Origin of the sequence: Pectobacterium parvum (genome assembly GCF_020971565.1) — a bacterium.
GTDB classification, from domain to species: domain Bacteria; phylum Pseudomonadota; class Gammaproteobacteria; order Enterobacterales; family Enterobacteriaceae; genus Pectobacterium; species Pectobacterium polare.
Genome location: NZ_CP087392.1, coordinates 1,153,290 through 1,165,782 on the forward strand (window position 1 = coordinate 1,153,290; position 12,493 = coordinate 1,165,782).

General features: G+C 48.6%; 11 protein-coding genes. 7 read left to right on the forward strand and 4 right to left on the reverse strand.

All coding sequences use genetic code 11. The annotated features are described in order from the left end of the window. Window positions 1-13: 13 nt before the first annotated feature. Window positions 14-2,293, forward strand: a complete 2,280-nt coding sequence (gene maeB / locus LOZ86_RS05150) for an NADP-dependent oxaloacetate-decarboxylating malate dehydrogenase (protein ID WP_039485048.1) — start codon at window positions 14-16, stop codon at window positions 2,291-2,293. 141 nt (window positions 2,294-2,434) lie between these two features. Here the strand turns inward: maeB and LOZ86_RS05155 are convergent, their stop codons facing one another. Continuing rightward, window positions 2,435-2,800 carry a methyltransferase gene (locus LOZ86_RS05155; RefSeq protein WP_039513199.1) on the reverse strand — a complete coding sequence of 122 codons (366 nt, stop codon included), beginning with the start codon at window positions 2,798-2,800 and terminating at the stop codon, window positions 2,435-2,437. Between the two features lie 10 nt (window positions 2,801-2,810). Continuing rightward, complete coding sequence (locus tag LOZ86_RS05160; RefSeq protein ID WP_039485041.1) at window positions 2,811-3,161, reverse strand: hypothetical protein; 351 nt, start codon at window positions 3,159-3,161, stop codon at window positions 2,811-2,813. An 849-nt stretch (window positions 3,162-4,010) separates the two neighbouring features. On the opposite strand from LOZ86_RS05160, the gene LOZ86_RS05165 reads away from it, so the two are divergent. The 3 genes from LOZ86_RS05165 (at window position 4,011) to mtr (ending at window position 6,300) form a co-directional block, all read left to right on the forward strand. Next, window positions 4,011-4,457 carry a hypothetical protein gene (locus LOZ86_RS05165; protein ID WP_207784096.1) on the forward strand — a complete coding sequence of 149 codons (447 nt, stop codon included), beginning with the start codon at window positions 4,011-4,013 and terminating at the stop codon, window positions 4,455-4,457. Between the two features lie 19 nt (window positions 4,458-4,476). Next, window positions 4,477-4,800, forward strand: coding sequence for a hypothetical protein (locus LOZ86_RS05170; RefSeq protein ID WP_039485038.1), 324 nt, complete (start codon window positions 4,477-4,479; stop codon window positions 4,798-4,800). Window positions 4,801-5,025: 225 nt separating this feature from the next. Next, window positions 5,026-6,300: a tryptophan permease gene (gene mtr / locus LOZ86_RS05175; RefSeq protein WP_230242929.1), complete on the forward strand. Its 1,275-nt coding sequence runs from the start codon at window positions 5,026-5,028 to the stop codon at window positions 6,298-6,300. A 184-nt stretch (window positions 6,301-6,484) separates the two neighbouring features. On the opposite strand, the gene LOZ86_RS05180 is transcribed toward mtr, so the two are convergent. Both LOZ86_RS05180 and hemF read right to left on the reverse strand, forming a co-directional pair. Beyond that, window positions 6,485-6,937 carry a YaiI/YqxD family protein gene (locus tag LOZ86_RS05180; RefSeq protein ID WP_039485032.1) on the reverse strand — a complete coding sequence of 151 codons (453 nt, stop codon included), beginning with the start codon at window positions 6,935-6,937 and terminating at the stop codon, window positions 6,485-6,487. Between the two features lie 3 nt (window positions 6,938-6,940). Beyond that, window positions 6,941-7,873, reverse strand: a complete 933-nt coding sequence (gene hemF, locus LOZ86_RS05185) for an oxygen-dependent coproporphyrinogen oxidase (protein WP_039485030.1) — start codon at window positions 7,871-7,873, stop codon at window positions 6,941-6,943. 181 nt (window positions 7,874-8,054) lie between these two features. Here hemF and LOZ86_RS05190 point away from each other — a divergent pair, with 181 nt between their 5' ends. The 3 genes from LOZ86_RS05190 to LOZ86_RS05200 all read left to right on the forward strand — a co-directional run bounded on the left by LOZ86_RS05190 (window position 8,055) and on the right by LOZ86_RS05200 (window position 12,461). Continuing rightward, complete coding sequence (locus LOZ86_RS05190; RefSeq protein ID WP_010284320.1) at window positions 8,055-8,480, forward strand: GNAT family acetyltransferase; 426 nt, start codon at window positions 8,055-8,057, stop codon at window positions 8,478-8,480. Between the two features lie 334 nt (window positions 8,481-8,814). Continuing rightward, the gene (locus tag LOZ86_RS05195) at window positions 8,815-9,780 is read left to right on the forward strand and encodes a TonB family protein (RefSeq protein WP_230242930.1); all 966 of its coding nucleotides are present in this window, start codon (window positions 8,815-8,817) and stop codon (window positions 9,778-9,780) included. Between the two features lie 77 nt (window positions 9,781-9,857). Further along, window positions 9,858-12,461, forward strand: a complete 2,604-nt coding sequence (locus tag LOZ86_RS05200) for a TonB-dependent receptor plug domain-containing protein (RefSeq protein ID WP_230242931.1) — start codon at window positions 9,858-9,860, stop codon at window positions 12,459-12,461. Window positions 12,462-12,493 lie beyond the last annotated feature (32 nt).

Here is a 12,493-nt window from a genome sequence, read left to right on the forward strand (position 1 = left end):
AAAGGTACATAAGATGGATGAACAGCTAAAGCAAAGCGCCCTTGATTTCCACCAGTATCCGATCCCCGGCAAAATTCAGGTTTCCCCGACTAAGCCGCTGGCAACGCAGCGCGATCTGGCGCTGGCGTATTCTCCCGGCGTCGCGGCTCCCTGTCTGGAAATTGCAGCAGATCCGCTGGCTGCCTACAAATATACCGCGCGCGGCAATCTGGTCGCCGTGATCTCTAACGGAACGGCCGTGCTGGGCCTCGGCAATATCGGCGCACTGGCCGGTAAACCGGTGATGGAAGGCAAAGGCGTTCTGTTCAAAAAATTCTCCGGCATTGATGTTTTCGATATCGAAGTCGACGAGCTGGATCCAGACAAACTGATCGACGTGATCGCTGCACTGGAGCCGACGTTCGGCGGTATCAATCTGGAAGACATCAAGGCACCAGAGTGCTTCTACATCGAGAAAAAACTTCGTGAGCGCATGAAGATTCCCGTCTTCCATGACGATCAGCACGGCACAGCGATTATCTGTACTGCTGCGGTTCTGAACGGTCTGCGCGTAGTTGAAAAAAATATCTCTGATGTGCGTCTGGTAGTGTCCGGTGCTGGCGCGGCGTCTATTGCCTGTCTGAACCTGCTGGTGGCGCTGGGTCTCCAGAAGCACAACATCGTGGTGTGTGATTCGCGCGGCGTGATTTTCCATGGCCGTGACGAAAATATGGAAGAGACCAAAGCCGCTTACGCTATTGACGATAATGGCGCTCGCAAGCTGGCAGATGTCATTCCTGATGCGGACATCTTCCTCGGCTGTTCTGGTCCTGGCGTGCTGACGCCGGAAATGGTGAAAACCATGGCACCGCGTCCGCTGATCATGGCGCTGGCAAACCCGGAACCAGAAATTCTGCCGCCGCTGGCGAAGGAAGTGCGCCCAGATGCGATTATCTGTACCGGCCGTTCTGACTACCCGAATCAGGTGAACAACGTACTGTGCTTCCCGTTCATCTTCCGTGGTGCGCTGGATGTGGGCGCGACTACGATTAACGAAGAGATGAAGCTGGCTTGCGTGCATGCGATTGCCGATCTGGCGCTGGCGGAGCAGAGTGAAGTGGTGGCATCTGCCTACGGTGACCAAGAGCTGTCATTCGGCCCAGATTACCTGATCCCGAAACCGTTCGATCCGCGCCTGATCATCAAGATCGCACCGGCGGTGGCGAAGGCGGCAATGGATTCCGGCGTGGCGACGCGTCCGATCGAAGATTTCGATGCCTACATCGAAAAACTGACCCAGTTCGTTTATAAAACCAACCTGTTTATGAAGCCGATCTTCGCACAGGCGCGTCAGCAGCCGAAGCGCGTGGTATTCGCGGAAGGTGAAGATGCGCGCGTGCTGCACGCCACGCAGGAGCTGGTGACGCTGGGTCTGGCGTTCCCGATTCTGATTGGTCGTCCGAGCGTTATCGAAATGCGTCTGCAAAAGCTGGGGCTGCAACTGACCATCGGTAAAGATTTCGAAGTGGTCAATAACGAATCGGATCCGCGCTTTAAAGAATACTGGAGCGAGTATTTCGAGCTGATGAAGCGTCGCGGTGTGTCGCAGGAAAAAGCACAGCGTGCGGTGATCGGTAACCCAACACTGATCGGTGCCATCATGGTTCACCGTGGCGAAGCGGATGCGCTGATTTGCGGCACCATTGGCACGTATGAAGAACATTTCGATGTAGTTGAGAAAGTTTTCGGCTACCGTGAAGGCGTACAGGCTGCGGGCGCGATGAACGCGCTGATGCTGCCAAGCGGCAACACCTTTATTGCCGACACCTATGTTAACGCCGATCCGACGCCGGAACAGCTGGCAGAAATCACGCTGATGGCGGCAGAAAGCGTACGCCGTTTCGGTATCGAGCCGAAAGTCGCGTTGCTGTCGCACTCCAGCTTCGGCACCTCGGATTCTCCGACGGCGCAGAAGATGCGTGCAACGCTGGCGCTGGTCAACAAGCTGGCACCGGAGCTGGAGATCGACGGCGAGATGCACGGTGACGCCGCGCTGGTAGAAGCGATCCGCCGCGAGCAAATGCCGGACAGCCCGCTGAAAGGCTCGGCTAACATCTTGATCATGCCGAATATGGAGTCTGCGCGTATCAGCTATAACCTGCTGCGTGTGTCGTCTTCAGAAGGTGTGACGGTCGGCCCGGTACTGATGGGGATCTCGAAACCAGCACATATCCTGACACCGATTGCCTCGGTTCGCCGGATCGTGAACATGGTGGCGCTGGCGGTGGTAGAAGCACAAACTCAGCCGCTGTAAGTCATTTTCTGTGTTACAGAAAAACCCAGCCGATTTCTGGCTGGGTTTTTTATAAATATTGGTTGTGGTTTTTACGCGAAACTATAGATGATAACTCAGCAGAATTTTCGTAGCGTGCTTTAGTCGTTGCCAAAACGTTAGTTATGCTTTTGCCCGCGTCAGTGAGTAGCCACTGTAGATAGGCTGGGTTTGTGGCTCTGAGAAACCAGCTTCCGTTAGCATTGCTGCCAACTCTGAGGCGCGGAACTGTTTGCCTTTAGTAATATGCAACATAGTGACAGAGAACAATCCTGCGGTAAGAGGGCCAGCCTGATTTTCGTCGATTAACATTTCGTAAATCAGAATCTCACCACCTTTTTTAAGTGACTGTCGGGCATTTTGAAGTAAAAATTGGCACTGTGCCTTATCCCAATCGTGAAAGACATTGGCGGCAAATATCACGTCATATCCGACAGGCCACGGTTGCTTAAACATATCCAATGCGTGTGTTTTTATGTTTTTTTGCATACTGAAACGATTAATGTAGCCCTGTGTCACCATCACATACGATGGGAAGGTCGGCAACGGTAAAGGCGACGGATTTATTTTTTGCCGCCAATGCTATGGAGAAACAAGTAGAACCTCCCCCCAAATCCAAAACCTGACAATTTTCCGGCAATGTGAGTTGTTGCGCTAACCCGAGCGCACTGGCCAATGAGTGGCTGTGCATTGCTGAAGTAATGGTTTGGGCGCGCTCGGCGCTCATCGAGTTTTCCTCCCAACCCGTGGTGAGAGGGACGCCATCACCCATTGTTGCTGGTCTGCGTTGCCTGAGTATCTCTATCAAACTGTCATGGGTGGGTTGAACTTCCTTAAACCAGTTGATCATATGTGTAGTAGCCCCCAATAAAACGGGCTATCACGCAACAGATAACTTCGACCGATAGGTGTCAGTGAAAAGCTGTCAGTGTTGTTTTGTATCAAGCTCGCTCCGCCAAGTGTCGCAGTAAGGGCTTCGGTCGCGTCGCTATTAAGGCCTAACTATGTAGATAGTTCGTGTAAAGATAATGGTTTTAGTGCCAGTGGTTCAAACAAGCCTAGTTCAAGAGATACGGATATGACTGGAGTTAGCGCGTTAGAAAGCCAGATATGCCTAATTAAACTGTCGTCATATTGAGGAAGTTCGATATTTTTCATTGAATTCACCTGTCACTATTTTTCAATAAGGGATGTGCGCTACTATTACGCAATGCACGCTATTAGCACTTTTTTATTTAACTTAATATATACTCATAATATTTCAAGTTGCATGTGCGTTGGCTACGTTAAAATACTCGGCCCATTGTGGGCCTCGCCCTGAAGGGCCGCTGCAAGCAGCGTTCAAATCTGCTCCCGGCAGATTTTTCACCCGAATCACTTACTTGTGTAAGCTGAACGGGATGCCTTCTCTTGCCGTTATTCTGAAACTAGAATTATTTTTAGTATAATATCTTATTTTGTAAGGCATTTATTTTCATAGTGTTATTGGTTGTGACGATTTTCAGTACCTCGATTTACCCAAGATATCTCTTGTGTAGGGGCATGTAATTACTAAGGTTATTGTTTTTTATGTTCATTTTTTTCTTGGGGGTAAATAAGTAAGATATTAATGTATTAATATTTCTGTGTGTTTATTTCATTGGGTAATTATTTTCAAGCTAATTATATTTCAATTAATTCTTGCGAGAAGGGAGTTGTCATGTCGACATCAATATTCAAAATGAATAACGCTCGAGTGTTATTTGTTTCATTTTTATGTCTGTTACTCATATCTTGTTCTACCATATCGCCGTTCAATCAGCGAGCCTATGAGCAAGCAGTGACAATTAAAGTTGATGCATTGGCTTTAATGGATAAGGCTGCGACAGAACCATTTGGAGAAAATCAGCATGAGGTGATTTTACTTAAAATTCAGGTGGAAAAGGCTTATGAATACGCAAGAGGGTTGCCAAAAAATGAAATAGTAACTAAGCAATGGGAAATCATCAAAAACCCGAGTAGTAATTCATTAGGTGGCTTTTTAGTGTATTGGGAAAGGAATAACACGTTATCAAAAACCTTTGTGACAGAGGTGAAAGGGGTTATATCAAATGGATTTGATCAAGTGATCGAGTTGGAAAGCGGTAAAGTAAAACGGTCTAATTGATTATAGAGGAGTCATTATCATGTCTAATTTTGAAGAAATCGTTGGAGCGCTTGGTCAGGAAATAAGAAATTATGCACAGGATAGTTGGTTTTCATATAAAGAGGCTGCTATTAAAGACGGAATGGATTTTGTAGATAAATTAAAAAATGACTTAGAGCGATGGACAATACAGCTAGCGAATCAACAGATATCAAAAGATGAGTTCACTTTCCTTGTGAAAGCTAAAGCTGACCTTGTGACGTTGAACGCGTTAAAGCAGGCAGGTCTTGCCAAAACTCAATATGACAAGTTTATAAATGGACTGATTAGTGCGGTAATCTCTTCGGTATTTAAAATTATTTAGGTGCACTTGATAGCGTACCTGTTGATTTTAAGCTCTTGCTCGCTATACAACATGCTGCGCAACAGTTTTTCACTGCGTATTTTTCTCTTTGATCTGGCACGATGTTTTTCCCACTCTAAAAGAGGTAAATCAATGGAATAATTTTCGTTTTATGCCATGATTCCGCCTCGTTTTTAGGGGGCGATTCCCCGGACTTGATAAAAAACCAACGAGCGAATATCGGTTATGGCAACACGCGCAGTGAACGAAAATACAGTAGAAAAAAGCGGTACAGGAAAGCGTCTTCCTTCGCTGTTTGGCGGGTCGATGATTATTGCAGGGACGATTATTGGCGCTGGGATGTTTTCCCTGCCGGTGGTGATGTCGGGCGCCTGGTTTTCCTGGTCATTTGCCGTGTTGGTGTTTACCTGGTTTTGCATGTATCACTCGGGGTTAATGATACTGGAGGCGAACCTTAATTATCCGACCGGCTCCAGCTTCGATACGCTGACCAAAGATCTGTTGGGTAAGCGCTGGAATGTCATTAACGGCATATCGATTGCCTTTGTCCTCTATATCCTGACTTACGCCTATATTTCGGCGAGTGGTTCAATCATCCATCACACGCTTGCTGAGATGTCGATTGATTTCTCTGCACGCATCGGTGGCTGCCTGTTTGCGCTGTTTGTCGCATTGACCGTGTGGTGGAGCACCGCGGCAGTGAGCCGCATGACCGCTTTTTTTCTGGCGGCAAAAGTACTGACCTTTTTCATGACATTCGGCAGCCTGCTGTGGAATGTGAAGCCAACGGTGTTGTTGAATGTGGCGGAACCGGCACCCAGCTATCTTCCGTATGTACTGATGACACTGCCATTCTGCCTGGCGTCTTTCGGTTTTCACGGCAACGTCCCCAGTCTGGTGAAGCACTACGGCCGTGAACCGCAGATCATCAAGCGCTGTCTGTTTATTGGCAGTTTGCTGGCACTGGTGATGTATGCCATCTGGCTGATTGGCACAATGGGAAACATTGCTCGTCCTGACTTTATCGGGATTGCGGAGCAGGGCGGGAATATCGATGTGTTGGTGCAGGCGTTGGGTGGGGTGTTGAACAGCCCCTATCTGGACGTGCTGCTCACCGTCTTTTCCAACTTCGCCGTCGCCTGTTCATTTCTTGGGGTAACGCTGGGGCTGTTTGATTATCTGGCGGATTTATTGAAGTTTGACGATAGCCGACTGGGAAGAGCCAAGACAGCGCTGGTGACCTTTCTGCCGCCAATCATCGGCGGTCTGCTCTATCCGAACGGCTTTATTTATGCGATTGGGTTTGCCGGATTGGCAGCCACCGTATGGGCGGTGATTACGCCTGCGTTGTTGGCCCTTGCGTCGCGTCGCCGCTTTGGTAGCCCGCTGTTCCGCGTGCGGGGCGGCAATGCGATGGTTGCGCTGGTGCTGCTATTTGGCATTGGCACCGCGCTGATACATGTGCTCTCGAGTCTCGATCTGCTGCCAGTTTATCGCTAAGTCATATCGCCATCCTGCTTTGCTAAAACAGAAGGGATGAGATAGTTAATGTTGGTTGCTTGAGCCTGTTTTTAGGAAAAGCACGGGGATGAGGTTCCCGTAGGGATACCTCGCCCCACGATCGTTCCGTGTATCTCGATGTTTTGACGATCGGTGGTCTACGGAAGGGGAATCAGGCAGAGCGTTACGGCTTTTTCGACTGCTGCAACCACTTGTCCAGTTCATTAGCGAACTGCTGACGGTCCCGCTGGTTTAATGCGCTCGGGCCACCGGTTTGTATCCCGCTGGCGCGCATGGTATCCATAAAATCCCGCATGTTCAGCCGTTCCCGAATGGTATCCGGTGTATAGCGCTCTCCACGCGGATTCAACGCGATGCCGCCGTTTTCTATCACTTCCGATGCCAGCGGAATATCCGCAGTGATCACCAGATCGCCGACTTCAACGCGTTGCACAATCTCGTTGTCGGCGACGTCAAAACCCGCCGAGACGCGTAGCGTACGAATAAAGCGCGACGGCGGTACTTTTATGGTCTGGTTGGCAACCAGTGTGACCTGTGTTTGCGTGCGATCTGCCGCGCGAAATAGCACTTCTTTGATGACGTTAGGACAGGCGTCGGCATCGACCCAAATCTGCATGACTTATGCTTCCTTGTTGTGCGTGTGACTTTCTGCCAGCCAGTCTTTAGCTGGTAAAAAATCTTGATACAGCAGGGCTTCCGGGCTACTCGGTTCAGTCTGATGCTGGTATTCCCAGCGTGCTAGCGGTGGCATGGACATCAAAATTGACTCGGTGCGTCCACCGCTTTGCAGGCCAAACAGCGTCCCGCGATCCCAAATCAGGTTGAATTCTACATAGCGACCACGGCGATAGAGCTGGAATTCGCGCTCGCGTTCTCCCCACGGCAGATCTTTACGCCGTTCGACGATGGGCAGATAGCCATCGAGGAACCCGTTACCGACGGCACGGATGAAGGCGAAACTGGTAGCAAAATCTGGCTCGTTGAGATCGTCGAAGAAGAGTCCGCCGATACCACGCGCTTCGTTACGGTGCTTGAGGAAGAAGTAATCGTCGCACCACTTTTTATAGCGCGGGTACACATCGTCACCGAACGGCTGGCACAGGTCGTGTGCGGTCTGATGCCAATGCACCGCGTCCTCTTTGAAACCGTAATAGGGAGTGAGATCGAATCCGCCACCAAACCACCACACCGGCTCTTCTCCCGGTTTCTCGGCGATGAACAAGCGCACATTGGCATGGCTGGTGGGAATGTAAGGGCTAAGCGGATGAATCACCAGCGACACGCCCATTGCCTGAAAACTGCGGCCCGCCAGATCGGGGCGATGCGTGCTGGCTGAAGGTGGCAATGATTTGCCGGTCACGTGGGAAAAGTTGACTCCAGCTCGTTCAAAGATGCGCCCGCCGGACAGCACGCGACTGCACCCGCCGCCGCCTTCGGCACGCAGCCATTCATCTTTGGCGAAATCGGCTCCGCCATCAAGCGCTGCAAGCTGCTGGCAGATATCTTCCTGTAAGCTAAGCAAAAAATGTTTTACCGCATTGACGTCAGACATAGTGGGCATCTCGTTTCTCTGGCGATGAGGGCACAATAATAAAGGCGGCAGTATACCATCAATAAAATCGATCCCCGGTCACCTGTTGTGTGATTCCTGATAGCGGCGCGCAATTTGAGATTGCGTCTGATAAAAATCACGCGATAATCACGATTTACCTTATTGCAAAATGGCGACTGTGATGGAAATCCGCATATTCAGGCAGGATGACTTTGAAGCCGTGATCACCCTCTGGGAGCGCTGCGATTTGCTGCGCCCGTGGAACGATCCTGAGATGGACATCGAACGTAAGCTCAATCACGATCCCGATCTGTTTCTGGTCGCAGAGGTGAACGGCGAAATCGTAGGGTCGGTAATGGGCGGTTACGACGGCCACCGCGGATCGGCATACTACCTTGGCGTGCACCCGGATTTTCGCGGGCGCGGTATTGCGAATGCGTTGATTAGTCGGCTGGAGAAAAAACTGATTGCCCGCGGCTGTCCGAAAATCCACCTGATGGTGCGCGAAGACAACGATGCCGTGATCGGCATGTATGAAAAGCTCGACTATGAGATCGTTGACTGCATCACGCTGGGAAAACGCCTGATTGAAGACAGGGAATATTGATCGCTATTGTGCTGATGCTAAGCCCTATCCCTGCACCATTTCTCCCCCCAATTTCCCCTTTTAGTCAAAGTGCGCCTCTGTTAGCGCACTTTTTTCATTTAACCTCAATGCGTTACTGTGATTTGTAATGATATCGCATGCAATTTGTTAGACTTTGTGGGCAACAGTTTTCATTTGTAAAACGATTCTCATTTGTATTATTATTTATTAATGTTGTCCGATCGGTCTTGACATGTTTTTGCGTGTTCCGATCTTGTTTACATTTTATCGCCTGGAAGATTGTGATTGCACTACTGACACCAGGAAGTTGAAGTTTAAGAGATGGAGTTGGATAGTGAGTAGTGAAAATCTTCAGGGGGCTTTACTGGGTGCGAACCGCACTGGCCGCAGCGCATTGCTGGGCTCTCGTCCTCTTGCTCATCCCTATCCAAGTGCAGCGCTGACCGCCGATGTGCCTAACTGGCGTTCTTTGGCATTCTTTGTTTTGTCTGGTGTCGCGCATGCGGCGCTGGCGCTTTTCTTTCTATTGCACTATTCCCCGAAAGAAAGCATTGAAGACATGGCGGGAAATGCAGGCGGAAGCATGCAGGTAACGATGATGGCTGCGGCAATGTCACAGCAGGCTGATTCATCACCTCCAACCGCAGAATCTTCCGATCCTCCTGTTGTGGCGACGCAAACCGTTTCTTTAGAACAACCTATTTCCCCCCCGTTACCAGAACACCCCAACCCGGTTATTAAACAACCCGTCATTGAGCGCAAGCCCGCCACGCCCGTTGCGGAAAAGAGGCCGCCCGTACGTGAGAGAAAGCAGCCTGAAAAGAAGCCGGAGAACAAACCAAAAGAACAACAGCAGGCTACGCAGCAGCAGACAGAGAAAAAGAGTGAGTCTCCCGTAGCGACAAGCCAGACCGGTGATGCGCCTTCACCGATGCAAGCCTCTGCTGGCATGCCGGGGAGTGCAGCAACAGTTAAGGCTGGAGAAAGCGATAGCGGCCAGGCTGCGCGTGGTGCAGGGAAAAGCAATAGTCAAAATTTCAAAGCGCTGCATCGTCGCGTGAATTATCCATCTCGGGCAAAAGCGCTGGGTGTGGAAGGAAAAGTGCGCGTCAAATTCGATATTACCGGCAGTGGTACGGTCACTAACGTACAGGTTCTGTCTGAAACGCCAGACGGCGTATTTGGTGATGACGTGGTGAAAGACATGGCGCGCTGGCGCTATCGCACGGAGGCACCGGTGGAGAATCAGGTCGTTTCCATCGTTTTTAAACTGAATGGTCATATTCAGGTTGATGATTAGCAATACATGTTACATGCAGTAATTAAAAAAATAATTTTATTTTTCAAATGATAAGGTTCACTGGGGATTTTGAATAAATGAATAAAAACGTCTATTTAATGATGATTTTGTCATTATTATCAGCGCCTGCGCTCGCACAGCAAAACGACACCTCTGTTGATGAAAATCAGCAGAAAAACAAGGCAGAAACCGAAGAGGAACAGCAGGGTGATTCCGCTTCAGGAAACGGCGAAGATACGATTTTAGTCCGCTCAACCCCAACCAGTCAGTCAATGGGGACGCAGATTATTAATGCTGAGCAGATTAAAAAGATGCCAACTGGAAACGGTTCGATACCGGAGTTATTAAAAAATAACCCAAATGTACAGTTCTCCAATACGGCAAGTAGCAGCAACATTCCGGGTGAATTGGCGCCGGAAAACGTCTCGTTTCATGGTGAGAAGTTTTACAACAATAACTTTATGATCGATGGGTTATCGAATAATAACAATATCCACCCCGGTGCAAATAAGGGGGAATTAGGCTCAACTCCTGATGGATACAGCCCGACAGATTTACCGGCTGGTGGCACGCAATCGTTCTGGATTAACTCTGAGCTGATTGAATCATTGGAAGTTTTCGACAGTAACATCTCTGCTAAATATGGTGATTTCACCGGTGGCGTGGTGGATGCGAAAATGATGGACCCCAAACTGGATAAAGCCTCTGGTAAAGTTTCTTACCGTACGACTCGTGATAGTTGGACAAAGTATCATATTGATGATGTTATTAGCGAAGAGTTTTATTCTGGGACTAATTTATATTATCAACCAAAGTTTAAGAAACAATTTTACTCAGCTACGTTTAATCAACCGTTAAGTGATAAAGCGGGGTTTATTTTTGCCTATAACCGCCAGCAGTCAGATATTCCCTATTATCATGAGTATTTGCAGTTGTGGGACGATCAGGAACGAATTAGTGAAACCTATTTGCTAAAGGGAACTTATCTGACGGATAACGGTGATATTGTTCGTATGACGGGTATGTATTCTCCGCACGAGTCTAAATACTATAAAAAAGATGTGAAAAATGGTGCGTTTACTAACACCGGTGGTGGTTATCGCTTCAATATGGAATGGGAACATAACGCGAGTTGGGGCAAAATGACCAGCTTGGCTGGTTACCAGAGTGACGAGAATAAAATAGAGCATGAGTCTAATGAGTCTATTACTTGGACTTACTTTAATCGCAGACTAAATTTTATCTCTCAAGCACTGGATTGGCAAAGTTCGGCTAATAATGCGATCATTGGTGGGAGCGGGAGGACTGCCACAGAGAGAACGACAACTACGCTGAAACAGGACTATGAACTTAATCCGCTAGCGCTATATGGCATTAATCATCAAATCGATTTTGGCTGGGAAGTCGATTTCTACAGCACACAGTATCGTCGTTTTAGCGACGTTTATTCGGCAAGTGTAACTAGTGGTAATAATGCAGGACAATACATTAATCCTGGGGTGGTGTGCTTGCCTGGTGATTCAATGTGTATTGACGGCGAGCAATTTGCCGGTACTCGAACACTCTATCCGGCTCGTTCCGTGCATGCTAGCTATAATAGCTATGCTGCCTATCTGCAAGACAGTATGAGTTATGGTCGTCTTGAAGTAACTCCAGGTGTACGGGTTACTTATGACGATTTTCTGGAAAATCTGAATTTTGCTCCTCGTTTCGCCGCTTCTTATGATGTTTTCGGCGATCGTTCAACGCGCTTGTTTGGTGGTGCGAACCGCTATTATGCAGGAAATGTATTGGCGTATAAATTACGTGAAGGCATCGGTACGAATATCTCGCAAACTCGCACCTCACCTTCTATGCCATGGTCTTCTAGCCCGACAAGAATTACGGGGGGAAATTACACTGTCTCTGATTTAAATACGCCTTATAGCGATGAGTTATCACTGGGGTTATCGCAGCGTGTTATGAGTACCGTGTGGACGGCGAAGTGGGTTAGTCGCAAGGGGAAAGAGCAATTTGGCCAAGAAACGATAAGTACTGGCGGTCAAAGCTATCGTGTGATGAACAATAATGGCCGAACGGAAGGGAATACATTATCTCTCGAAGTGGAGCCAATTAGTCCCCATCGTTTTAGCTTTGCCGAGGTGAATTGGAAACTGGGTGCTAATATAGCGAAAAATAAAGCGAATTCTATTGCTTACTACGGGGATACGGATACCGATGAGAGTCGGGTTATTGTTGATGGTAAGTTGATGTATAAAGGCGATATGGATGCGATGGATTTCAATACGCCATGGCGTGCCTTCTTTAATGTAGATACTTACTTCCCTGCGGTTCGTCTCAACTGGGGGCAAAGCGTAGGCTATACTTCGGGCTATAAAGGGTATACTACTTTATCATCTGCGACCCAGTGTCCTGGAGGAAGCTCCGCATGCAACGCCGATCCTGGTTTTACAGGAAGTGCTATTGAATATATTTCAACCGAATATGATGACTTTATCTCCTATGATTGGCGATTCTCCTATTCACAACCCGTATACAAAACTCAGACACTAGATATTACGCTGGATGTACTGAACGTTTTAGATAACGTGGTCGAAACATCGAAAAAAACTGCCTCTGGTAGTGCCGTAATCTATAAACCCGGCCGTCAGTTCTGGCTTGGCGTCGCTTACACCTGGTAAATCCTATGCCCCGTCATTCGTCGCATGCTGAC